Annotated in this window: 20 protein-coding genes, 2 tRNA genes and 1 pseudogene; 5 read left to right on the forward strand and 18 right to left on the reverse strand. The window is 42.7% G+C overall.

Annotated elements, in window-relative coordinates:
* Window positions 1–17 precede the first annotated feature (17 nt).
* Entirely contained in the window at window positions 18–377 is a 360-nt protein-coding gene (locus tag UNITIG_RS18875; protein WP_101759902.1) for a gamma-glutamylcyclotransferase, read from the reverse strand.
* A 427-nt stretch (window positions 378–804) separates the two neighbouring features.
* Here UNITIG_RS18875 and UNITIG_RS18880 point away from each other — a divergent pair, with 427 nt between their 5' ends.
* Together UNITIG_RS18880 and UNITIG_RS18885 are read left to right on the forward strand one after the other, a co-directional pair.
* On the forward strand, window positions 805–1,803 hold the full coding sequence (locus UNITIG_RS18880; RefSeq protein WP_159931217.1) for an AraC family transcriptional regulator: 999 nt from the start codon (window positions 805–807) through the stop codon (window positions 1,801–1,803).
* A gap of 221 nt (window positions 1,804–2,024) precedes the next feature.
* Window positions 2,025–2,900, forward strand: a complete 876-nt coding sequence (locus tag UNITIG_RS18885) for a hypothetical protein (RefSeq protein ID WP_101759904.1) — start codon at window positions 2,025–2,027, stop codon at window positions 2,898–2,900.
* Window positions 2,901–3,945: 1,045 nt separating this feature from the next.
* On the opposite strand, the gene UNITIG_RS18890 is transcribed toward UNITIG_RS18885, so the two are convergent.
* From UNITIG_RS18890 to UNITIG_RS18925, 8 genes are all read right to left on the reverse strand, one after another.
* Entirely contained in the window at window positions 3,946–5,256 is a 1,311-nt protein-coding gene (locus UNITIG_RS18890; protein ID WP_101759905.1) for a hypothetical protein, read from the reverse strand.
* 691 nt (window positions 5,257–5,947) lie between these two features.
* The gene (locus tag UNITIG_RS18895) at window positions 5,948–7,207 is read right to left on the reverse strand and encodes a hypothetical protein (protein ID WP_145999235.1); all 1,260 of its coding nucleotides are present in this window, start codon (window positions 7,205–7,207) and stop codon (window positions 5,948–5,950) included.
* A 323-nt stretch (window positions 7,208–7,530) separates the two neighbouring features.
* Entirely contained in the window at window positions 7,531–10,191 is a 2,661-nt protein-coding gene (locus UNITIG_RS18900) for an NB-ARC domain-containing protein (RefSeq protein ID WP_101759907.1), read from the reverse strand.
* Window positions 10,192–10,193: 2 nt separating this feature from the next.
* On the reverse strand, window positions 10,194–11,030 hold the full coding sequence (locus UNITIG_RS18905) for a hypothetical protein (RefSeq protein ID WP_145999236.1): 837 nt from the start codon (window positions 11,028–11,030) through the stop codon (window positions 10,194–10,196).
* A 30-nt stretch (window positions 11,031–11,060) separates the two neighbouring features.
* Window positions 11,061–11,654: a hypothetical protein gene (locus UNITIG_RS18910; protein ID WP_101759909.1), complete on the reverse strand. Its 594-nt coding sequence runs from the start codon at window positions 11,652–11,654 to the stop codon at window positions 11,061–11,063.
* 9 nt (window positions 11,655–11,663) lie between these two features.
* Window positions 11,664–11,960, reverse strand: a complete 297-nt coding sequence (locus UNITIG_RS18915) for a hypothetical protein (RefSeq protein WP_101759910.1) — start codon at window positions 11,958–11,960, stop codon at window positions 11,664–11,666.
* Between the two features lie 151 nt (window positions 11,961–12,111).
* On the reverse strand, window positions 12,112–12,327 hold the full coding sequence (locus UNITIG_RS18920; protein WP_304528932.1) for a tyrosine-type recombinase/integrase: 216 nt from the start codon (window positions 12,325–12,327) through the stop codon (window positions 12,112–12,114).
* Window positions 12,328–13,217: 890 nt separating this feature from the next.
* A complete protein-coding gene (locus UNITIG_RS18925; RefSeq protein ID WP_101759911.1) occupies window positions 13,218–13,721 on the reverse strand; it encodes a hypothetical protein in 504 nt (167 codons plus the stop codon).
* A gap of 287 nt (window positions 13,722–14,008) precedes the next feature.
* Between UNITIG_RS18925 and UNITIG_RS18930 the strand changes: the two genes are divergently transcribed.
* On the forward strand, window positions 14,009–14,239 hold the full coding sequence (locus tag UNITIG_RS18930) for a helix-turn-helix transcriptional regulator (protein ID WP_159931218.1): 231 nt from the start codon (window positions 14,009–14,011) through the stop codon (window positions 14,237–14,239).
* On the opposite strand, the gene UNITIG_RS18935 is transcribed toward UNITIG_RS18930, so the two are convergent.
* The 5 genes from UNITIG_RS18935 to UNITIG_RS18955 form a co-directional block, all read right to left on the reverse strand.
* Window positions 14,236–15,282 (reverse strand): DUF4917 family protein, encoded by a 1,047-nt coding sequence (locus UNITIG_RS18935; RefSeq protein WP_101759913.1) that lies wholly within the window; start codon window positions 15,280–15,282, stop codon window positions 14,236–14,238. The genes UNITIG_RS18930 and UNITIG_RS18935 overlap by 4 nt on opposite strands.
* A gap of 107 nt (window positions 15,283–15,389) precedes the next feature.
* Window positions 15,390–16,007 (reverse strand): hypothetical protein, encoded by a 618-nt coding sequence (locus tag UNITIG_RS18940; protein WP_200821382.1) that lies wholly within the window; start codon window positions 16,005–16,007, stop codon window positions 15,390–15,392.
* A gap of 9 nt (window positions 16,008–16,016) precedes the next feature.
* Entirely contained in the window at window positions 16,017–16,253 is a 237-nt protein-coding gene (locus tag UNITIG_RS18945; RefSeq protein ID WP_101759915.1) for a DUF2188 domain-containing protein, read from the reverse strand.
* A gap of 110 nt (window positions 16,254–16,363) precedes the next feature.
* Window positions 16,364–16,576, reverse strand: coding sequence for a hypothetical protein (locus UNITIG_RS18950; protein WP_145999237.1), 213 nt, complete (start codon window positions 16,574–16,576; stop codon window positions 16,364–16,366).
* A 105-nt stretch (window positions 16,577–16,681) separates the two neighbouring features.
* Window positions 16,682–17,206: a hypothetical protein gene (locus UNITIG_RS18955; RefSeq protein WP_101759917.1), complete on the reverse strand. Its 525-nt coding sequence runs from the start codon at window positions 17,204–17,206 to the stop codon at window positions 16,682–16,684.
* 532 nt (window positions 17,207–17,738) lie between these two features.
* Here UNITIG_RS18955 and UNITIG_RS24590 point away from each other — a divergent pair.
* A complete protein-coding gene (locus tag UNITIG_RS24590; RefSeq protein WP_235015506.1) occupies window positions 17,739–18,020 on the forward strand; it encodes a hypothetical protein in 282 nt (93 codons plus the stop codon).
* Window positions 18,020–18,976, forward strand: coding sequence for a tyrosine-type recombinase/integrase (locus tag UNITIG_RS18965; protein ID WP_235015507.1), 957 nt, complete (start codon window positions 18,020–18,022; stop codon window positions 18,974–18,976). Before UNITIG_RS24590 ends, UNITIG_RS18965 begins: the two co-directional genes overlap by 1 nt.
* 161 nt (window positions 18,977–19,137) lie before the next feature.
* Here the strand turns inward: UNITIG_RS18965 and UNITIG_RS18970 are convergent.
* The 4 genes and pseudogenes from UNITIG_RS18970 to alaS form a co-directional block, all read right to left on the reverse strand.
* Window positions 19,138–19,214: transfer RNA gene (locus UNITIG_RS18970), tRNA-Arg, on the reverse strand.
* A gap of 284 nt (window positions 19,215–19,498) precedes the next feature.
* Window positions 19,499–19,588, reverse strand: a tRNA-Ser gene (locus UNITIG_RS18975).
* Between the two features lie 442 nt (window positions 19,589–20,030).
* Entirely contained in the window at window positions 20,031–21,257 is a 1,227-nt protein-coding gene (locus UNITIG_RS18980; protein ID WP_101759919.1) for an aspartate kinase, read from the reverse strand.
* 108 nt (window positions 21,258–21,365) lie between these two features.
* Window positions 21,366–23,986 (reverse strand): annotated as a pseudogene (gene alaS, locus UNITIG_RS18985) (alanine--tRNA ligase).
* Between the last annotated feature and the right edge of the window lie 112 nt (window positions 23,987–24,098).

The following is a 24,098-nucleotide window of genomic DNA, read 5'->3' on the forward strand; positions in this document are numbered from 1 at the left end:
TATTGATAACAGCTCGCTTAATTATTATCTATCGCAGGAATAATCCACTCACCCGATACAATTTTCGAACAGTGACCCACATCACCAAGATATAGGTATAAGTAAGCCGCTCCGTATACAGTGGTTATTTGCTCGCGCTGATACCAGTCGGGATGCCCCTCTAATTCATCTAATTTTTCAAGAGTAGAATTATCAACTTCATAGACCTCGCCCTGCACGGAAGTAGTACCACCACTGACAACGCAAGGAAATGATCCCAGTGTAAATAACTCATAGGCAGGCTCAGTGCGACAGCGACCAATAAAACTACTTTGGCTAAGAAAATAATGATTGTGGCCACCCTGTTTCAGGGAGCCATAGACAAATACTTTGTGCATGTATTGAAAATCCGGAGTTTACGAAAAGTGTATCACTTGTGTGAGTTTTAAACTGGCGTTTTATTAGAACTGAGGCTTGGCTGGGAGCGAGGCTAGACTCATAACTTATACCTTTTTGGTATAGGTGTTAAAGCCTTACCAAAGCAAGAGCCTTCACAGACAGTACACCCCCAATTAATAACACTGGCATAGCATTGAAAATTCAGCATAGAATGGTCGTCCTTATATGTTAATGAACCACTTTTATCAGTAAAATGACACACCATTAAACACAATAACAAACGGAATTTAACCCGTAGGTAACTACTGTAGATATCCAAAGCGTGTCGCTGCACCCAAGTAAATAAGTCAAAAAATTCGCTATTCTTTCATAGTTATTAACCACCACAAGAACGCGGGAGAACTTGGGTGAAACAAGGAATTGATGATGAAAAGTACATTTACAGTTTCACAGGATGTAGTCGACGAAGTTTGCCGAATAGCCCAAACCATGGGCTATTCTATTGCAGCAGCACTGCAAAATAGCGCTGTGAGCAACCACAACAACCGACGCATGCCCGCCTTTGAATTTTGCCATCTATTGGCAGAATTAAAACAGCAAAGCGGTGACCCCGATATCGGCCTAAAAATAGGGCGTCAATTTCAACCCTCAGGATTCAATATTCTCGGCTACCTGGTAATGGCCAGCCCCAACATCGGTGCCGCACTCCCTCTGGTACAGCAATTTCAGCAATTGGCGATTGATTGTGCACAAGTGGATTTGCGAATTACTGAAGACGAAATTCACTTTAATTGGACCCCTTTCTATGGTGCAGGCGTGGTCGAACGTGTTTTTATCGATCTAGTATTATCAGCTATTCGCAATTTCGGGATTTGGGCTACCGGCGTGGAGGACCCCTTTCTCAGCGTATATTTTCAATATAAAAAACCCCATAGCACGCAATTGTGCGAAGATATTTTTGGCCACCCAGGGCACTATAACTGTGCATCTAACGGCTTCAGCATGCCTATTACCTGGCACGAAAAAGCCATACATACCAGCAGTCAAAACCTCACGCCCATTCTTATTGACCACGCTACACTTTCGCTGAATCATCTGTTAAGAAATGAGGGGTTTTCCGGGCGTGTTATCGAGGAATTAATAAAGCAATTGCCTAATGGTCATACCAATATCGATACCGTAGCAAAAATAATGAATACATCGGCTCGCACCCTACAGCGCCACTTGAACGACCAAAACACCAGTTTTAGTGAATTATTGCAATCTATCCGCTACCAAATGGCCAATTATTTTCTTCAACACACAGAGCTACCAATACAAGAAATTTCCGCTCGCGTGGGCTACCAAACACAAAGTTCGTTTACCGAAGCCTACAAAATCTGGTCAGGAAATACACCGATTGAAACAAGACAGAAAAATATTTGAAGTCAACCGCAAGTCAGTAAGACCTCAGCCATTTAGAACAACCACCCCACCGCCGTTATAAATGTGTTGTGGCGCATTTTCAAAAGAGGATGGCGTGATTTCAAAAGTGAAACGTTGTTGATCCCCCTACAATCCTTAGTGCAAATGTGAAAATTTGTCGTCCACTGCTTGCCCACAACAGGCTGGAAGCCAGAATAACAACACAACCGAGGATAAAATCCATGAAACTTTCAACACTCCTGCACTCATTATTGGCGAAGCTTTGCTGTGCTCGTTTTATCGCACTCACTGCTCTGCTGTTACTGGGTGCTGGCCAAGTTCAGGCCACCTATATTGATAAAACAATATCAAGCGGTAAAGTACGTATTCATTATGATAGTAGCTCACCCACTGCCTGCGATGCTGTTTTGCTAGGTGTTGGCACCGCAATGTCTCCTGATGGCTATGATAAATTATCAGACCGCCTTATTAGCTATGGCTATGTAGTAGTCATACTAGACCATGCTCCAGGCAACCCATTTAAAACCGATGCCACGTTATATGCCAGCCTTGCTCAAGATGTTAAAACCAACTTAATTAGCTGGATTCCCGACTCTAACTGCGAGTCCATTTCACATTGGGTTTTAGGTGGGCACTCCGCTGGCGGTCAGGCCGCACAGGAAGCAATTTCCAATGACTCGACTTTGGCCGATGCTGTTTTTAGCATTGACCCTTTTGACTCAACCACTGTCGGCAATGTCAACGTCCCGGCTATGTACTGGGGTTTTGATGTAACTACCTGCTTTGTTGATAAAGATAAAGCCGCCAAAGCTGCTTATTACCGTAGTAATAATCTGCGGGCTTTTTATAAAGTGGCAAAAAAATATAGCTGGGGGCCTTGTGGTTACTCGCCTAAGTATTTCCACTGCAGTTTCTGCGACGGTCACTGCCCAGCATGTACCAATTGCAAGCGAACCCCCGATCACTTTTTTGATGATGTAGGCGCTAGTGTTAATAAATTTATCACTGTTGTATTTTATGGTAGCTGGTCAAAGAGCGCTCTTACCATCAACGCTACAACCCCATTAACTCTCTACACTGACGGAGACCAACCCTAAACCAAAAGCCGCAACATACGGTTGTGGCAAGGGCAATCAAACCAAGGGGCGACCACTAAAGACAGTAATTCGAATAACTGGCGCCCTTTTTCGAAATCAATACAACTAACTATTACCGCCTAGCAAACATAATAACGCCGCAAAAACTGGCTCAGCACTCTATCAATAACCTTTCAACAGTTCGAAAGGCTCTACTTCCATATAGCCTTCTAAAATAAGAGCATTAATATCCCACTTACTGATGTTTAACTGATCGCCCTCCTCTAAAGAAGTATGATAAACATAGTTTTTGTAACCTATTAGAAACCCCAGAAACAACAAAGCCCCCGTAAAACGGAGGCTCTGAGGTACTACATCGTACTTATATGGCGCGCTCGGAAGGATTCGAACCTTCGACCGCTCGGTTCGTAGCTTGGACAAAAAATACTAACCAATTGATTTTATTAACTAAATAGCGGTGACGTTCGTTGCAAACAGCACCACAGAGTACTACCAGTCATGACTCTAAACGGCAAAAGTCCGGCAACACAACCTAACTGTTAAGGTCAAAGCTTTATTGAGCTTGGAATAAAATTGGATATTCCTGAAAAGATGCACAATAAACCAATTGAAATAATCAATCATAGATTAAGCGCACTACTAGCTGGAGAAGAAGCGGAGCAAGCTAATTTGTAGCTCTCGTTGCGATACACGGTTAAATTAGAGCCTGTTGAATTACACTCAAAACTGACCCATTAACTTAAGGTGCTCGCATCGAAATTTTTACCCTTCACTCGCCCCTAAAATAAACACATACTATCGATTAATTCAAAAGCAGACTAGCCAAATTAAAATCACTTTATTATCAATAATATATAATTACCTACTTTCACTTAATACTACATTCAAATTGGAAAATGAACATTTACACTACGATCAATAACCTTTACCTATACATTTCATCCTTAAAAAATATCAACTCACCTTTCCTAATGGAAAAATAATGAATTGATATTTGCGTGTAGTTGTTTTCACTCTTTACAGCTTCTAGTCTTATAGCTCTCGATTAATTTGGGTCATCGGCAGCACATAAAGCCAGATTAGGTTCTAAAACCCGATTACAAACATGATTGTACTTAATATTCATTGCGGGACCCTGTGATAAACCAACTCCAAAATCAACTCCGTATGGTTTATATGTAAGCTTATAACATGAATTATAATTACCAGAGCCACCATATCGATATGCGACCTGAGTGTAACCAGGCTGACTATTACAGCTTGAAAGAACCAACGGGACTCCTGTTATTACTTCCCAATCCCCGTAAGAGTTTGTAGTATCAGTAACATCCGCATTTCCTGAAGAGCCAAAAGCATCTATTGAAGTATATACCGAATGCCCACTACTCACTTTTGAACCGTATGCATCCCAAACACTGCCAGATATTTTATAACTGTAATTTTTAAAAAAATCGAATGTGGTCTGCACCCCAACTTCAAATGGCACAATTTTGTGAATGTTAAACCCAGTAATAGAATAATCTACAACATTTGTTACTGAGACCGAATCAGGAATACCAATTAGATCACCATAAAAGTGAATGTCGTAAGAATTACTAGGTAAAAAATTCCAATTTGTTTGTCTGACTCGCAGAGCAACGAAATTATCAGCTACAGCGTTCGTATAATTTAATCCTGCATTGCTCCAAGTCTCAGCAACTGAATCCCACACCTCTAAAACTAAAGTTGGATTATTAGTAGTCACATCAACTTGTATCGTACTTTGACTAGAGGTCATTTTATATAAGAAGTAATCTGAATCATAAACGTAATCCAAATTCTGATTTAGAAGAGTAATATCCCCCGATACATTTGTACGATCCGCATTGAAATCGTTGGGCTCTGAACTATCAGGATATATACTGGCATCATTGACCTTATTCAACGTGATAAAGTTTTCGCCTCCAGATTCCAATCCAAACGTTTCCAATCGAGTCACAAAATAAAAAGTACCAGCATTTACTACCGCAGTCGCTCGAAGTAACCCAACCAGCCCTACATATGTTAATTTAGCCAAGTTAATACAATTGCTAGTGCCGTTTGTACACTGCACTATATTGCCGGTTATGCCATCGCCTGCATCTAGATAAGCATTGATTTGAATTTTCATCCGCTCAGATGAAACCCCCTCATAGCATGAATATGCCCCCAAAATTTTATTTGTATTTTCAACGGGTGTACTAAAAGGAAAAGCAGTGCAGTTGTAATCAACCGGATTAAAATCTTCTAACTCTTCCCCGATTGCAAAACTTTTTGAGGACATTAAAAGTGCCAGAAAAAAGAATTGAAAAAGTGGTATTTGGATCGAATGGCGCATTTTTATTATCCTTTTTTATCATATAATTTTAACAAAAAATTATATTTCATACTTTCTACAAAAGCAATTATAATATTTAGTAGTGCCTGTCCCAGCAAGTTGATATCAAACATAAAAGAAGCTCGAAACGTTATTACTTACCTCTAATCCCGGGCCGACCGCGACCTCGATTTTCAACTCGCAATCCGATTCGCACTTCAATTTCATCTACAAAACGTGAGTTTCCAGTTAACTGATTACGTCGTATGCCATTTTGAATCACTAACTTTTCTTCAGCATTTTTGGGCTGCTCAAGAAGATCGTAATAATACTGCCAACGACGCTTCTTGCAGTCACATAAATGTTGACTAAATAGCGATGACGCTCGTTGCAAAAGTACCACAGAGCACAACTAGTTATTACTATACGCAGCAATAGTCCGGCATATCAAGATCCAGCTACACAAGCAGCCTTGCATGCCACACACTGAAAATAGGCTACATGGTTAACGTAGTTTTTAATCCTATGGAAAATTATGATCTCCGGATGGAATGGCTAAATCTATAATGCCCCTGTGTATTTAGCAGCCCCATCAATATGCTGATCTGCCTATATAAACCAGCCAAGCTTCGGTTCATAAACCCGCCCGTTCATATGGATGCGTACGAATTAATGACTAAAAATATAAGGTTACTTATCGACTACATATATTTTAAGCGCTATCTAGATCTATCTTCCTAACAATCACGTCTGGGCAACCTATCGTTGAATAATCTATGCATCCCCCCTGATAACCAATAATTAGAAAAGTTAGCCTATAGAATAAATACATTGCTGACTGATATTGTTGAAAATATTCTTCGTATTTATGTTTAGGCATATCAACATCATCAGCATGAGCTGTTTTATTTCTCAATTTTGACCAACTATTAACAATTTTCTTGTCAAGACCGAGCCTATCACAAAGAACATACAAAACACTTTTCGGGGACTTTGATTGATAGTTCCCAAGCGCAGACATCAGCTGAGTCCTGATCACACTATCGATATCTATATCAGAAACAACTATTTTTGCCTCTCCAATTAGATCAATTTTCCCCTGCTCGGCAGGGAACAAACCTTTAAAATACTGTTTTACTACGCCCTCTACAGCAACACCACAAGCCAAGGAACTCGCTTCTATAGTGCTATTTGATACTACAAATATTTTGTGCCAGTAACCAAATAGTCGATTTAGGTCTTGGCCCTCTGCTGCTTTTATATATGCCTCCACAAAACATCTCATATCTTCATGCTGATAAGGCATCCATGTTTTTAATGGGCCAGAAAGCTTTCCACTCGCAAAACGCTCCGATGAAAAAATGGATGTTTCGGCGCTATCAGCGGTCCTCTTAATCGAATACATTACAGGTAGATCAACACCAAGGAGAATACTCACTGCCTGCCTTAAGTTTGACTCGTATGTTTCTAGTAGAATTTTTATATCAATTGAAAAAGATATGCCAAGTACATTGTTATTATTATTGAATTCTATATCAACATCATCGATAGACATCCGAAGTTTACAAAGGCTGGACCCTTTTTCACCATTATCCTGAAATTCATTGTAGGGAAGCTTAAAATCACCTTTAACAAATAAATTGCATAATTGGACCGAATCTCCAAGACCTGTTTCACCCGAAGCAACAAGTACAAGCTGCCTAATATTTCCAGTTATTACTGCCGTATTCTGGCTTACATAGATTGATTTATCACCTAGATATAGATTGCTAGCCTTCCAAGTGGAGCCGCCAACATCACTAGCGACAAGATCAAAGTAATGTGTGGCAGGAACAAGCGTGCCGGAAGGAGCGGTATCTAAAAACTGTAGCGCCCTATGGATGTTAAGACGATCAGGGTTTGCCCCAAATATAAGTCTAAATTCAATCAGCCCTTCAGAAGTCTGTCGAATAAAGCCTGTGCCATCAATCACTATAGGGCATTCAGAAGTACATTGTGTCAGCGTAATTGATAGGCAATCGACTTCTAAGCTTCGATTTTCTATTGACCTATAAAATTCCCTACCCCTCATATGTAAATATCTCCCTTATTCCCGCCTCATCATTGAGTGCAGTACGTGCTTTTAAGTATAACTTTGTATATGGGCAGCTATTTAATCGCATCCGTAGATATGGTGTTTGTAGCATCTAAGTAAGCACTTTTTACATTCTCGAAGTCTTCAATCAGGCTTAAAGCATTGTCCCTCTCAGACTCAAAGGTCTCCCTACCAAAGCCTTAAATACTACTACGTCTAGTTTAAATTATATTTTTATACGCAGATATTTCTGCGTCAACAAGCCGGTACTTACAACGCAGACTTAAACTGTCAGCATCAGCAAGCTCATGTGCAACAGTATTATTTGGTACATCATCCCGACGAATGTTAATAATAACCTTAGCCAACAATGCATCGACCAAGTAAATATTAAATTGTCTAGTGCTTGAGACATTAATACAATCTTCTATCAACATTCCAGCCTTATTGATATCACCTATCTCAGCCATCAATAATGCCTGAGTGGTTAATATACGAATCAATAATGGCTCCAAAGCGGCTTTACGACACATGTTTTCAGCGCTATTAATAAGTTCAAGCGCCTTGTCAAATTTACCAAGGTCATAGTTGATTGCTCCAACAAGCCATGTTGCGTAAATTATATAATCGTTCCTGCTGGCACGACCCGCTATATCTAAACCCTTCTCCGCAAGCTCAGCACTTAAGTCCAACTCATCGAGGGACCTTACAACTTCGGCTTTTTTAATATAGGCTTCTGCTAGGTGATCATTGTTTTTTGTGTTCTTTGAAAAAGAAGAAATCACGCTATTAAGCATAGTTACCGCTCTTTCAATATCTCCTGATAGAAAAGCCACTTCGCCCATTGTTAACAAAAATGGACGAAAGTCCTCAGTCGTAAAATTTTCATTAGTGGCTATTTTCAGTGCATCTTGCGCGTAAGTTAACGCCCCATTTAAATCTCCCTCTAGAACCGAGCAATGCGCCAGCCCATCAAGAGCCTTAGCCTGATTCAGGAGTTTTTTTCGCTTCAGATATACAGCGCCGGCTTCTTCAAAATACTCTCTAGCCCTTCTATAATCACCTAGATGAAGGCAAAACCGCCCAGCTGATGACTTATAAAATGCCGAAATAAGGTTTCTGTCCTTATATTTCTCTCCAAAAAGCATAAAGGATACAGAGGAATTACTTATTTTACTCGAATCAGATAAAGCTTCCGCCGCACGTTTCCCTAAAAATGGGGTGGCATACTTTAAAAAAACTAGTCCACTATTGAGCTTATTTTCATACAGATCATCAGCTTCATACCAGTTATTACCGGCAGCAAAAATTTCTACTGCTGACACGTACCATTCAACATCTTCACGTTTACTAATGATATTTCTACCTGGCCTATTAGCTAGAAAACTTCCAACATCGTATGATTTTTCTGCATCACCGGAAAACTGAGCACGAAAGTAATCTCTAATTATAGGATGACAAGAATAACTATATACCCCTTTAAAATAATCCCTATAAACAAGCCCAGATGAAACCAACCGACTTATATCATCAAGCTGTTGAATATCCACATCATCAATATTAACGTCCGATTCATAAGCATTCTTTATATATGTTTTTTGAACCAAGTCCATCAGGCTTCTTTCATCTATTGGCCTGCTAAGTAAAGAAACTCCAGTTAACAACTCTCGTTGTTTGTGATTTAGAGTTGATTCATACCTCAATAAAAGCCGAGCCAACTTCTCTTCAAGGTCATTAGCTGGATCATCAGCAACACCAGCGAGTACAGAGTCAAGATGTGGCAGCGGGTTGGCCTGCATCTCTTCAGGCAATCCCGCAGCAAATATACGTAAAGCAAGAGGGTGCCCCCGAAGGGACTGTGAAATTTTAAAGCGATCTTGATCAGAACCACCAACAAAGAACCGGCCTAATAACTGACTGCCTTCCTCTTCAGTGAGGTTATCAAGAGGCATGTTTTTTACACGCGGCACGTATTGTCGCAAATCAACCACATCAAACCGACTTGTTAATACAGCCATAGTCTGGCTAGGACTAGAACAAATATCACACAGAAAATGACGCAAATCACTTTCAACAAACTGGCCGTAAGATGGATGATTGGGCGAGTTTTGTAGCATTTCCAAACCATCCATAACCAACAAAACATTGGTTTCTTTTATTATTTTTCGCAAGGATTTTAAAGGCTGATCGCGGTCATACCTAACATTATCACTATTTACCGCTTGCTCTACAAAACTAATAAATGCATTAAAAAATACGCTAACAGAGTCATCATTATAAAAACTCCAATAAAAAACTACGTCGAAGTTTCTCGAATTTAGTGGGTATCCGTTTTTAATCCAGTGACCAATAAGTGAAGTTTTACCCTGCCCGCCGATTCCTGTAACTGCAATAACTTTAGTATTCTTATCCGCGACCCACTTATTTAGCGCATCCAGCTGATTTGTTCTAGGAATATAATCATCATCATCTGTAGTTTCATGGCACCACATTTGTAGCACGCTAGGGTCTTGTGACGGCAAGGTACTGGCTGCTTTAATCAACCGTTCCTGGGAACTAGTTTCAGCATCATACTTCCACTTAAATAAAACATCTGCCAGATAAGTAGAATCATCTCTATCCACAGCAGTATGACAAGTCGAACATAGCCATAAACCATTGGTAGGTGATTTTAAATCTTCACTCCCAAGATCTAGATTCGGCCGTGGCCCACCAGGCCTTGCAGCAAATATATGTGCAGCCTCTCCAGTGATAGTTGCTTTGCCGGGATCACTATGACCGCCTAATGTTTCTCTTCTGCAATACGGGTTTGCACACATGCCACCAGCGCGGTGTGCAAGTAAATTACGCGTTTTCTCTGAAAAATCAGCCCTTTTATTCATCTCTAATCCTGATCTTCATGAAATTTTAGATTTGGGCTAAACGTATTCCACTCGTCTTTTTTGTCTTCAAACAACCCCTGAATTCTTTGCTGGCCTTTTTTAAACATCCATTGTGATTGTTTAATTAAACTATCCGCAACTTCAGGAAAAACATTCCGAGGGGAGCTGCCAGCAACATTTAGCGCAACCATTCTAGGCCCTGCCTCACTTTCTGGCTGTAAAGTAACAATAAATGGCTCATTAAACATAAAGCACAAAAGGTCATCATTTGGCGCATCACAGGACCAAGAATAGATATTTAGTTTTGTAAGATCTAAGATCAAATGAATACAGATATGCAACCAGCGACCAAACGTGCTTGGCAGAATGGTCTGCGCCAAATCTTGCACAGCCGTAGGGTGCAATTTTTTATCAATATGAGAAGAAAGTTTATTTCTTAGCGTGCTAATTTCAGCCTTGTGGTCATGTGGCAAAAGTTGAGCAAACTCCTTCTGCATAGAAGATATTTTCGGCAACTGATCCGCATCCACCCTATTGCGTGTATCTGGATTAGTTTGTATGTCATTAATTAGGTCATCAATAGACACTATAAAAGAATATAATGGTGTTATAGCTAACTTGAGCTTTCTTTTACGTTTTGTAGCATTTTTCTGTGCGCCAATTAACTCAAGTAGACTATCGAGATCACGCATAGACTCAAGGCAACACCATAATTTTTGAGCTGCTTTATTAGAAGGATACCAAGCATCAACCTCTATCTCCTCAGCGGCCATAGGGTCTGTGACAGACCTAGGTGTTTCATCCAAATATATTGGCATACCATTTGATTCTGTTGTCACAAGCCCTCTCTACGCTAGCTATTATTATATCTAAGCAACCGCCGCCGCAATATTTCTCAGCTGCTGCATTGGCTTGATTTTTTTCTTAACCAATACATCCTCATTAATTTTTAAAATAATGCTTTTAATAAGATCGGTAGTGTTATTGATGTGTGTGGTAATCTTTAGTGTATCCACATCATCGTAAATTTTACGGCCTTTCAGTGACAACCGCTTCTCTGCCTTACCTACAGCCAACTCACTGGCCAAAAACGAGGCTATTTTACTCGCTGCTTTTTCGTCCATAGCAAGACTGTGAATATAAAATTTCATTAGGTGAGGAACAAAATCTATTGACCCGCCAATTTCAGCTGACGCCAAATTCAAAATATCCAGCATATGCGCGGGCAATCGACTCTCAATCGGTTTACGCTGAGTTTCCAATTGTTTCTTAACTACCGGTGTTGACTGGTGCGGCAGGATACTGACCTCATCACACTTATCACAAACGCCCACCAATACATTTTTAACAATACCGCCACCATCACTAAACGGGACATCCCTCAATGCGAATGTCGCACTCTCAAGCGAGCGACAGCTTTCACAGATCACTTTTTGCGAATCGCCGACCTTGAAAATTTTCATGACCACTCCTCAGTGATGAACACTTATAAACACACTATTGGGTTCAACGAAGTACCATTTGATATACCACTCTTCACCACCAAACCAGGTTTCAATAATATGAACCTCGACCTCTTCAACCTGATGGTGTGGACTTGAACTGTAGCTATCACCTCTGGACCGGCCGATAATAGCTGCCACTTCATCGAGTGATACCTGACCTACCGCAAGTAGGTTCTTCACATCTATATCCACCCGCTCTTGGTGCAGTACGCTTCCATTCTCCAGACATTCCAGCACCTGTTTCTTAGCGCCTTTAAAACCCATACACGCCCTCAATTGTACGCCAAATATCGTACATATCAATCATTATATATACTCTGCTAATTTATAATAACTATGACGCCAGCATACTGAGATTAATCTTTTATATCAAACACTTAGGCAGCTGATGCCTATAAGCATCCATGCCCAATAGTTAAATAGAGCAAGGCGGCCCGAAAGCCGCCAAATTGTTAAACTCCCGCTGCGCCAACGGATGCGTCTCTTGATATACTTCCTTCAGCGTATTAATCGCCACATGGGTGTAGATCTGAGTAGTTGAAATATCCGCATGCCCCAGCATCTCCTGAATCACCCTAATATCAGCCTTATTCTGATGCATGAGGGTCGCTGTAGAATGACTACGTGACATATAAAGGCGACCTAAAATAACAGCCATAGAAACAACGTTATTTGCTAAGTAGCGGGCTAAGCCCACCGCGCTTAAATTTTTTCACTTGCCCTGCTACGTAATATTAAGTATCTAATCGTTCCGGTCAGGTTTGTTGTCTGTTCTTCAGTATGCATGTCCGTTCTGTACACACGAGAGGTCTTTCTGAACGGACCAGCGACTGTTCAGAACGGTGATAACAATCAAAGCACAATAGGTGTTAGAGTTTTGATTAGTGTTTATGACTATCCAACTACCGCAGTAGAGAGATAAGCAATCGATTGAGCTGATTGCTAACGTCGCGGGACACCACTCCCACAAACCTGAATAAAGGCATAACCAACAACGATAATCTCCAGACGGGTACATCACTGTTTTGTTTTCACGCTTTAGACGGACTTACTTTTCTTTGCCAGGCATTACTCCTTTTTAAATGATAAGCCACTCAGTGCGGTTGCATGAGTTAACTTAAAAAGCTCTTTCGAGCTGGTTTGCTATTGAGGGTGCAATAGCCACACATGGCAGTTGTATGATCGAGGAAGCGGGCTAAAAATACCCTGATAATGTTTTCGTCATGTTAGGAATCTTTCTGAAAGCCAGTGTTCATGGGCTAGCGCGCGTCACTGCATTTTTTGCAGTGACGCGCGCTAGTAAATATTATGCAAATAAAGTCCTAGCAGCAAACAGGTTAGTGTTTAGAGGCGGCCATCTGCCCACCTCGCTCCACTTTGATTTACAGTGAGTTGATGGGAATTAGTGCCAGCGGTATAACCAGCGACCTACCCAGCTTTTAATTGTGTCCCTCTTTTTGGTGTTGAATTAATTCAACGCCAAAAAGCGGGATGGCTTAAAAACCAAACCCGAGCGGCTCACTAAACAGAGTCACTTTTATTCTGGCTGGCAGGTTCATCATCAGAACGACTAGGGGCATCAACTTCCAATAAATGTATAAACGCATTAATGTCGGTGCGACTTATCCCCAAACACGCCTCCAAAGCCTTATCAAGTTGATCTTGACTCGTTTTATCTGGTGATTGCAGTGCGCGAAATAAAATCGACTGTTTTAACTGTTCCTGATGTTGCTTCTGGCTGGCCCGAAGATCGCTTAAGGTCAGGCTGACATAACGTAAAGTATGCTTCAGCATGTGTATTAACCAATAAAACCCAGCGGCTGCCTCCGCAGACAAGCCTCCACTATTAGAGTCATCGTTAACAATGATATGCCCGAAAAGATCCACCAGATCTGCGGAATTAGCCAAAATATCTTGGCAATCAAGGAGAGTGGGAGATTCAGGGAAATGAACCAAAGGGTGAACCAATAGCTCATGATGGGGAGGCGCTAAGGGCGCTGATTGTGTAAAATTCTGAGCAGTCATAATAACCTCTTATACAGGTTGTTGTGGTTAGCTCGTTTGAGGTGGTCGCACACCTCAAACGAGCGCTTTAATAAATATGGTCAAAAATAAGATGGGGGCAGCCACACATAAAAAACCTTTTCCTGTAAATCCGATTCAACAAATGACTAGATTCGCATCTAAAAATAACCATAACAACTTACTACTGATCCATTATGGTTATCTAACTCCATTAAATCAACCTTTTTAGCTCGTAAATCGATTTTTATAGTTATACTTGCACCTGTTTTAGCCCAATAGGATATATGGTGAAAATTGCTACAGGTGCACAAATTCGCATGGCTCGCGCCTATCTTCGCTGGTCGGCTGAGGAGCTAGCCCAAGCTTCCGGGGTTGGGCTATCGACAATCAAACGAATAGAAAAGGCCGATGACCTGCCGGATGTGAGAACGGCTAATCTTAAAGCCGTTTGTGATGCGCTATTAAAAACGGGAAAAATTCGTTTTGACGGTGATAAGTGTGTCTGCATAGCAGATTAAATATTGGATGAGGCTCCCCATACATCAACTGACGATGAGTCATAAAATTCAAATATCTTAGAAGGGTATGATTTACGCCATCGCTCGACCTTACTAATTATAACCTGATTGTGTGGCTCAGAAGAGGCACCGAATAAACCAATAAACATTTTCAGATTTCTATTGTTTTGGTTTATAAAATCAAAAACATGATCATCTTCATCTCGAATTGAGTGACCGAATATATATAAATTTCCCGTAATACTTTTCAGGGAGGAGAATGTTCGAGATAAGTATCCATTTTTTTTAATTCTGGCTAGCTTATGTTCAGTTGAGCCTTCCGATATAAAAACTGGGAATCTATCCTGGTCTATTGCCTGCTTAACTTGCTCAGCTAAAGGCACGCCTAGATTTGCATAAGACAGTTTTTCAATATCTGAACCGTCACTAAATATATGCATTGCTCCATGGATGTAATATGTACTTTGACCACTTTCACGCCCGATTTCCCAGTGTAAGGAAGTATCTCTCTCTTCCTCAGGAACGTACTCATCAGAGTAAGGGTAGCGAAAGCCATCATCGCATGGTAATTTAAGCAATTTATCTTCGTTAAAGTGCATTAAGACCCAATACAGAATTAGATCGTAATTGAATGTGTAGGTTTTACCTTCTTTAAAGTTTAGGAGAAATTTACGGCAACTTTCATATTGATGATCTGTGATTTCAGAGGGTTTAGGAGGATGAGATTTAGATATTACATGTATCAAGGTTCTCTTAAGTTCCTCTATATCCTCGTGTATATGATCAGTAATTTCCTCAGACGAGTCATAATGCTGCACAATATCAACTGCCTCTAACAAGCGCCTCATAACAAATTCAAAGTCGTGTGTATCTATAGCATTGAAAAGCAAGTTGATGCGATCAGATTCAATATTTTCAGCGAGGCGCTTGTAATTAAATATTGAGGGAAATAATGAAACACTAAAACCATTACCCAGCATCAAGTGTTTTTTTCCTGTCCCAGCCTGAGCTATACAGTCTTCAAAGTTTTTTATTTGCGTCACTACTTATGTTCCTTGTGATGGTATACCGTTAAGTACAATGCTGATAAGCCATCTGACTCTGAGGCTGCATGTGGGGCGCAGCGTTTGCAGTTCCTAGCAGGCCCTTGTTATATTTTTGTTTCGAACCACTCGTTCATGTGATGTATAACCTCGGACACTTGAACTTCGTCAGTTGATTTGTGCCCATCTTTTTCCACAACTTCATCGTAAAGATAAGCCTGGAAATCATTAAACCTATCCCAAACCATACTTCCGCTATCACCTCTCCCTAGCTCTTCAGTTATAAACCAATCTCGGACAGAGCATATTATTTTATCTACTTCGTCGTTATGATTTTTAATATCACAACCAGATAAATCAGATATTGCCTTTTGAAATCGATAACGCTCTTTTTCGAGTATCAATATCTTCTTGTCTTTCCATTTCCCGCCTTTTAGCTTTTTACAGCCGTAGTCTATGCCTAATTCAAAAGGCATGTTCATACGATACACTTCCCCTTTGGCAGCGGAAACAAGCCTCGACAAGTCATGAATTCCAAATTTTGATTCTTTGATGAGGTTTGTAATCTTATCGATTCTATTTTCTGCAGAATCGGCTCGCTCCAAAGAAAGTCTGGGGTTGTATCCAAAATATATAATTGTAAATACTACTCCGAGTAGAAGCTGCCTAAAATCATTATCAAACGGGCAATTTACAAATACATTCTTTTCAAATTCTCGCTGCATTATTCCGCCTTATTTTTTATCTTTAGGCGGATAAGGATCTCTACCGTAACTATCTTTCTCCCTAATTTTTCCGTCCTTACCATGAACGTAAAATTCAGCTTTCTGATTTTTAGCTACGTTTCTTCCATGCACCACAGCTTCCCTCTGGGTTGAGAAGACTTTAGTTGCTCTAGTAGAGCCGCCTTTTTTCACAGCCCATCCATCAGAGCTTTTTACAACGTGTTGTGACGGTGTTTTCTTAGCCATGAAGATACCTCTATTCAATGTAAAGCCTGAGTAATATGCGTAAGAATACGCAGGTTTTTGGAGTCATATTGACCCATTTGTTCAATTTTTTCTTTCTGATACCACTTAAACTAACCAACCGTTTTCACCTCAGGATTTCGCTCAGTTGAGTCCTCATGATAAATATCGAAGAGATATGTTAGCAAATCATCTTCTCCCACATCTGAAGGAATAACAATATCGCGGGCAAGCCTCTTCTTCCCCTCATTGCCTCGATAGAAAACAATCCACTCAGGGTCTCGCTTTACTACTTCGACTACCTTTCCGAATATATCAATAATCATAATTGGTATTACAACCCCTTTCTGATGGGCAGCGTTGTGGCGAAGCCACACTTTTAGCTGCCTAAACCCAAGCGTTCATTGAGTCACTTGTGTGGTGCGGGGAGATCAAAGCGAACCTCCACACTGCGAACAAAACTTATGCGTTTTATCTACTTTACAGCCACAGCCAGTACAAAATAAACCGCTTTCATTAGACGGTTTACTCTTAATGTTTTTTTCGACCTTATTTTCTGCGATGTAATTTTGAAGTTTTAGTTTCGCTGAATCTAAGCTGAGAACTAAATTATCTATATACAATTTTATATCGTCATACGGCGACAATGCTGAATCACGACGTCTAGTCATGCCTCGTTTAGCTTCAGCTCTTATATTGCCGGCTATTCCACGCTTGCCAAAAACAGAAAATACACCGCCCGTTACCGCACCTGCATTTGTTATAGATTCTTTAAAATTGGCTCGAATAGTTTTAATTTCAAAATTTATCATTTTCTTGATTTGATGTAGCTCTTTTTGTTTTTCACGACACTGCGCTAATAGAGTTTTCGCCTCTGCAGCAGTTGATACACTCATTTCAAGTCCATCAATTCCGAGATTTTCTATTTGATTCTCGTATTCCGTTGCGCTTGTCATATTAATCCTTTCTGAGCACCTAACAGTTATCAACCGCAAGTGGGCGTATATCCCTCTAGTGGTTATTATTCGTTACCGGAGTATCAGTAATAATCTTTTCAAAATCAACACCTTGTCCTCTTCATTTTACAGCCTTAGTGTTTTCACTTTTAGCCCCCTGATAGCCGCACTTGTTACAATATATTTCTGAATTCAGCCCTTCGGCCGAATCACTCTTTGCTATTTATTGATTACAATGAAGGTTCTTACACCAGGATCACATATCGCTAACTATACAACTCAATAAACTAGCGCTTTATTTACTTACGCAAGAGACAATGGTTTTATTTTTTCGCTAATTAAAAACAAAAGACTGCACTAGCTTATCCAGTTCCATATCCCACCTCTTTCTACGATAAACACCTGAGCCAAAACAATAAGTTTCTTCAAGCCTTGAATTGATACCAGCGGCTTTTGTATTAGAGCAAGAATAGCTTGTACAAGCATGAAACCACGATTAATTCGATTGAGAGACGCACCAGGCTACTTGGGCATGGACAAAAACCGTTTTAACCGGGAGGTAAGACCTGTCTTGATGCAAATACCCATCGGTAAACAGGGCATTGCTTTCGACAGGCTTGAAATGGATGACTGGGTAGAGCAATATAAGTCCTGCAACGGGCGTCCCGCTTCTGCTAAAGGAGAACAGATATGGGACGTAAGCAAACGTCAGGATTACGAAAACGCGGCGGCATATGGCACATTGAGAAACAAGTGCTCGGCCAAAAACTTTTCGAAAGCACTGGCACAGGCGACCTCGAAAAAGCGCAGCTGATGCTGGCTCGCCGAATTGAGGAGGTGCGACAAGCCACGGTTTATGGGGTTCGCAAACAATGGATTTTTCGAGAGGCAGCAACGCGCTACCTTGAAGAAAATATGCATCTAGCAACGATTGCTAATTGCGCATTGTATTTAAAACAGCTCGACCCTTACATCGGCCACTTGCCGCTCCAGCAGGTTCATATGGGAAGCCTGCAACCGTTCATCAATGACAGAAGAAAGCTTGGCAGGAAGAATAAGAGTATTAATCTCGCACTGTCGATTGCCCGCCGTGTACTGAATTTAAGCGCACGTTTATGGCGCGACGAGAATGGTTTAACGTTTCTGGAAACAGCACCACTGATCCAGATGCTACCGTTGACCGATGCTCGCAAGCCTTACCCCTTGTCATGGGATGAACAAAACCGATTGTTTCGGCAATTACCCGACCACCTAAGCCAAATGTGCTTATTTAAGGTGAATACAGGGTGCCGAGAACAAGAGGTTTGCCAACTTCGCTGGGAATGGGAAATACCGGTTCCAGAATTGAATACCTCGGTATTTTTAATTCCTGACAAGTTAGTGAAAAACCGAGAAGATCGATTGGTGATACTGAATAAAGTCGCCGCTTCGGTTGTTAATAGCCTGCGAGGCATGCACTCTGAGTATGTGTTTACCTATAAAGGCCACTCGGTAACCAGCATCAATAACAGTGCGTGGAAGCGTGTACGCAAGGCGGAAGGTATCCCCGCCAGAGTACATGATTTGAAACACACGTTTGGACGTCGATTACGCGCCGCTGGCGTTCCACTAGAGACGAGGAAAATTCTATTGGGGCATCGAAACGGGGATATTACTTCGCACTACTCTGCGCCGGAATTAGAGGAGTTAATTGAAGCGGCTAATAGGGTCTGTGAGGGTAAGTCCGGCAAAACTCCGGCACTGGTTATTTTGAAGCAACGGATAGCTTGAAATTAAGACCGGATGAACGACGACTTTTTCAACTTAAAACGAGGAAAATAGGAGCCTCAAAAAGCAAGACACCACGCTACACCCCTTGCCACACAAGGGCTTCGAATTGTCTGAGCACCAGACAAAAAAAATCCCGGCTCAAAGAACCAGGATTTTTAATATGGCGCGCTCGGAAGGATTCGAACCTTCGACCGCTCGGTTCGTAGCCGAGTACTCTATCCAGCTGAGCTACGAGCGCGTAGGGTGCGCACTATAGGGATCGGTGCGACTTTAGTCAATAGCTTCAAGCACTTAACTTAACTCGTAGCTATCTTCCCACGACGGGAGGATAGGCTGCAAAACTATAACTGAGCATTTGTGATCGTTACACCCTAGGAGCTGTAACGACCCTTCGGGCTTCGTCGCTCTCGCTCCTCGTCCAACTTTTACCTAAGGTAAAAGTTGTCGAACCAGTTTCGCGTTCCACTCTCTCCTGCTGCGCAGGTTATTTTAAAAGTCCTTAAATGAGGGCTTTTAAAATAATGGCGGAGAAGGAGGGATTCGAACCCTCGATCCAGTTTCCCAGATATACCCTTAGCAGGGGCACGCCTTCGGCCACTCGGCCACTTCTCCACACAAACTTGGGTAGTTTTAACTGGCTACCTCCAGTACCGACCATTTGTTCGTCGCTTCGGGCATTGAGCCCTCTTCAACGAATTCTTCGGCCATTGATTTTTTAAGCCTAAGGGCTTAAAAACCCCTGCGGGGCTGCGTCGCAAGCTCCTTGTCCACAAGTGCTTGCCACTTGAACGCCCGCTTTATTCAGGGCGGGCCTTTAGGCCGAGCCCTCAAAGAGGGTGAGTAAACTGCTTTGCAGTTTGTCGGCCACTTCTCCACACAAACTGTGATATTTTTTAGACTGGTCATCGCCAGCAACTTACATTCATTAACTAAGGTTTTGGGCCCTGCAAATGAGCGCGGCATGATACCACATTTGCCGATTTTTCAAAGGCTTAAATGAAGATCATCGGGTTTTGTCGATGCTGATTTCATTAAACTGCCAGTACGGCAACGCTTATGGCGTCTCAGCATCCAAACCAAACGCAGTATGCAGGCTGCGAACGGCTAACTCTAAAAACTTTTCATCAATCACCACAGAAATCTTAATCTCTGACGTAGTAATTAGCTGGATATTGATATTGTCATCAGCCAGCGCTTTAAACATGATGCTGGCGATACCGGCATGTGAACGCATGCCGACACCCACAATAGACACTTTAGCGATCTTGCCATCGGTGACAACTTCTCTAGCACCCAGTTTTTCTGCGGTGTTACGCAGGATCGCTTCGGTTCTGGCCAAATCGCCACGACTAACTGTGAATGTAATATCGTTGGTATTGTCAGCGCCCACATTTTGTACAATGACGTCCACTTCGATATTGGCTTCGCTAACCGGACCTAATACCTGGTATGCAACGCCCGGGTGATCGGGCACGCCCAATATGGTGAGTTTGGCTTCGTCGCGAGTAAAGGCTATTCCTGAAACGGCAGGAGCTTCCATTTTGGTATCTTCCTCTAGGCTAATCAGTGTACCGGGGCCATCTTGAAAACTGTGTAATACACGCAGAGGCACATTGTATTTACCGGCAAATTCTACAGAGCGAATTTGCAGGACTTTGGAGCCCAAGCTGGCCATTTCCAACATTTCTTCAAAGGTAATATGATCCAGACGACGGGCGCAGCTGACCACACGTGGATCAGTGGTATAGACGCCATCCACATCGGTATAAATTTGGCATTCATCCGCTTTCAAAGCCGCAGCCAAGGCGACAGCCGTGGTATCTGAGCCACCACGGCCAAGGGTGGTGATATTGCCATGCTCATCAGCGCCCTGAAATCCGGCTACCACGACCACGCGGCCAGCTTTTAAATCAGTGCGAATATTGGCTTCATCAATTTCTTTAATACGGGCTTTATTATGTGCGCTATCGGTAAGGATACGAACTTGCGACCCGGTATATGAGCGAGCTGGACAGCCGCGCTTATTCAGCGCCATACTTAATAATGCAATAGTGACTTGTTCGCCAGTTGATACCAGCACATCCAACTCACGGGGTGTGGGCTGCTCCTCAATTTCATTGGCCAAGGCAATCAGGCGATTGGTTTCGCCACTCATCGCAGACACCGCAACGACTATGTCATGCCCCTGAGCCCGGAAAGCAGCGACTTTCTCCGCCACCGCTTCGATGCGAGCAACAGTACCTACCGAAGTACCACCGAATTTTTGAACAATTAAACTCATGTATTTAGTTTCTGTCTTGCCACCAAGGGCTCAAAGGAAGACCAGAGGCCGAAAAGGGGCGCAATTAAACACTAATTCGGCAATAATTTAAAGCCGAATTAATCGCCGTTAACCCGCAGCAACCCACTCGGTTACCGACGCTAATGCCGCGGGCAATGCCGCTACATCGCTGCCGGCGCCTTTGGCTTTATCCGGCTTGCCGCCGCCCTTGCCGCCGACTTGAGCGGCAACATGTTTCATCAAATCTCCGGCGCGTAATTTAGCGGTTAAATCACTGCTGACACCACAGGCCAGATTGATTTTGTCGCCATCGACACTGGCCAGCATTACCACTGACGAGCCCAGCTTGTCTTTCAATTGTGCGACGGTGCTATCCAGCGTTTTCATATCGGCGCCATCAAGCTGGCTGGCGATAACTTTGATACCATTTACCGCTTGTGCCTGCCCGGCTAAATCACTGCCCGCTGCTGAAGCCATTTTGGCTTTTAGCTGCGCCAATTGTTTTTCCAAGGATTTTTTCTCTTCCAGCAACTGCTCCACTTTTTCTACAGCACTGTCTTTATTACCTTTTACTACCGCCGCGATAGTTTGCAGCTGCTGCTCAGTCTGCTCAATCACTGCCAGTGCTGCCGCACCAGTGACTGCTTCAATCCGGCGCACGCCGGAAGCAATTCCCGACTCCGACACAATCCGCATCAAACCAATATCACCGGTGCGCTTAACGTGAGTACCGCCACACAGCTCTACCGAGAAGCCGTCGCCCATCGCTAACACCCGCACTTCTTCGCCGTACTTTTCACCAAACAACATCATGGCACCCAGCTCTTTAGCCTGATCCATGCCTGTTACTGTGGTTTCAACGGCAGTGTTTTGGCGAATTTGTTGATTTACGATGTTTTCAATTTGCGCCAGTTCTTCAGCAGTTACTGCTTCAAAGTGTGAGAAATCAAAACGTAATTTTTGTGAATCAACTAACGAGCCTTTTTGCCCCACATGATCACCTAGCACTTTTCTTAGGGCGGCATGCAAAATATGAGTCGCTGAGTGATTAAGCGCCGTCGCTTGACGAATATCACCATCAACCTCGGCCGTTAATTTTTGGCCAACAGCTAACGATCCTTTAGTTAATACTCCGTGGTGCAGGTGGTTATCATTGCTTTTGGTGGTATCGCTCACTTCAAAACAACTACTACCGGACAGCAGTAAACCACTATCACCGGCCTGGCCACCAGACTCGCCGTAGAACGGCGTTGAGGCAAATACCACCACACCCTGCTCGCCTTCGGCCAAGCTAGTCACTAACTCACCGTCTTTTAATAGCGCGGTAATTTCACACTCGGTCTTCAGGTCGTTGTAGCCAACAAATTCTGTGCTACCGTCAATGGCCACACCTTCAGCCAAATCCATTTTAAAGTTGCTGGCATTGCGGGCGCGTCGCCGCTGTTCATCCATCGCCTTTTCAAAACCGGCTTCGTCCAGAGTCAGTTCGCGCTCGCGGGCAATATCGCCGGTTAAATCAACGGGGAAGCCAAAAGTGTCGTAGAGTTTAAAAATGGTTTCGCCGGGAATTTCAGTACCTTGCAACGTGGCAAGATCAGCCTCCAGAATCCGCATTCCCTGATCCAGGGTTTTGGCGAACTGCTGTTCTTCAGTCAGCAACACTTTTTCTACTTGTTTTTGTACGCTCACCAACTCCGGGTACGCCTCACCCATTTCTTTGGCCAAGGTGCAACCAGTTTGTGGAAAAAGCTATCGCTGGCACCGAGTTTATTACCGTGCCGCACCGCACGACGAATAATCCGTCGCAAGACATAACCCCGACCTTCGTTGGAAGGCAACACCCCATCAACCACTAAAAAGGCGCAGGAGCGAATATGGTCAGCAATTACACGTAAAGAGGTATTGCTGGTGTCATTAACACCTAACACTTTCGCTGCGGCGTTGAGCAGGTTTTGAAATAAATCAATTTCGTAATTGCTATGGACATGCTGCATCACCGCAGCAATTCGCTCCAGGCCCATACCGGTGTCTACCGACGGCGCTGGCAGCTCAGTCATCGTGCCATCAGCGGCACGGTTAAACTGCATAAAAACGTTATTCCAGATTTCGATAAAACGGTCGCCATCCTCTTCCGGTGAACCCGGCGGGCCACCCCAAATATCAGCACCGTGATCATAAAAAATTTCAGTACAGGGACCACAGGGACCGGTATCGCCCATCGACCAAAAATTATCGGAGGCGTATTTGGCACCTTTATTATCGCCAATACGGATAATACGCTCAGCGGGCACTCCCACTTCATTCTGCCAGATATCAAAAGCTTCGTTGTCGTCGGCGTAAACCGTCACCGTCAGTTTGTCAGCGGGAATGTTAAGCCACTGCGCGGAGGTTAAAAACTCCCAGGCAAAGGTTATGGCATCGCGCTTGAAGTAATCGCCAAAACTGAAGTTACCTAACATTTCAAAGAAGGTGTGATGACGAGCGGTATAACCGACATTTTCCAGATCGTTGTGCTTACCACCAGCGCGCACACAGCGCTGGGAAGACGTAGCGCGGGTATAGGGACGCGGGTCCTGACCTAGAAATACATCCTTAAACTGCACCATACCCGCATTGGTAAACAGTAAAGTAGGGTCATTGCCTGGAACTAATGGGCTGCTATCGACTCGGGTATGCCCCTTTTGTTCAAAATAGGATAAGAAGGCTTCGCGGATTTCAGAACTTTTCATTATTGACTCAGTTAGGGACTGTAGGAGGTCTGTATCTGTTTTGTGTTGCTCTTATATACATCCAAGGGCGGAAATTATATAGGAAAGCGGGGCTAACACTGAATAGCCAGCC

The organism is Oceanicoccus sp. KOV_DT_Chl, assembly GCF_900120175.1.
Lineage (GTDB): Bacteria > Pseudomonadota > Gammaproteobacteria > Pseudomonadales > Dasaniaceae > Oceanicoccus.